The organism is Ferrovum myxofaciens, from assembly GCF_000735045.1.
GTDB lineage: Bacteria > Pseudomonadota > Gammaproteobacteria > Burkholderiales > Ferrovaceae > Ferrovum > Ferrovum myxofaciens.
Genome location: NZ_JPOQ01000456.1, coordinates 1 through 457, shown reverse-complemented (window position 1 = coordinate 457; position 457 = coordinate 1). Strand labels below are relative to the sequence as shown.

Below are 457 nucleotides of genomic sequence, written 5' to 3'. Positions count from 1 at the left end.
CCGAGAATCTGGTTGGCAAGCTCGCCGTGGGCGCGTTTGCGCTCAGCCGCCAGCTTGCGTTCTACTTCCGCATATTCGGTGCGGATTGCTGTATAGCGTTTGCTCGGCGCGAACTTCTGGCCTTTTTTCCATGTGCCGTTCGCATTAAAGCAATGCGGGTTCGTGGCTCGCTTAGACCTGTCCATGGCACGTTGCAAGCGGCGGGTTTCTTTCCATGGCTGAACCACGGTATCGCAGAATTTCACCAGCGCTGCGGAGTTGTCGCCGACCACAGCAACCGTGCTCGGACCGATGTCCAGACCAACGATTTCGCCACAAGCCTGCTCGTGCATTGCCGGGGCGATGCCTTCCTGCATGAGTTGCACAAACCAGCGGCGTGAGCCGGAAACAACGCGCCACAGCACGCGGCAATACTTTGTTTTATTGGTGAGCGCTTGGTGCAAATACGGGTCTTGTG

Annotated in this window: 1 pseudogene; it reads right to left on the bottom strand. The window is 57.5% G+C overall.

Annotated elements, in window-relative coordinates:
* Nucleotides 1–457 (bottom strand): annotated as a pseudogene (locus IV91_RS18725) (transposase); the annotation flags it as partial.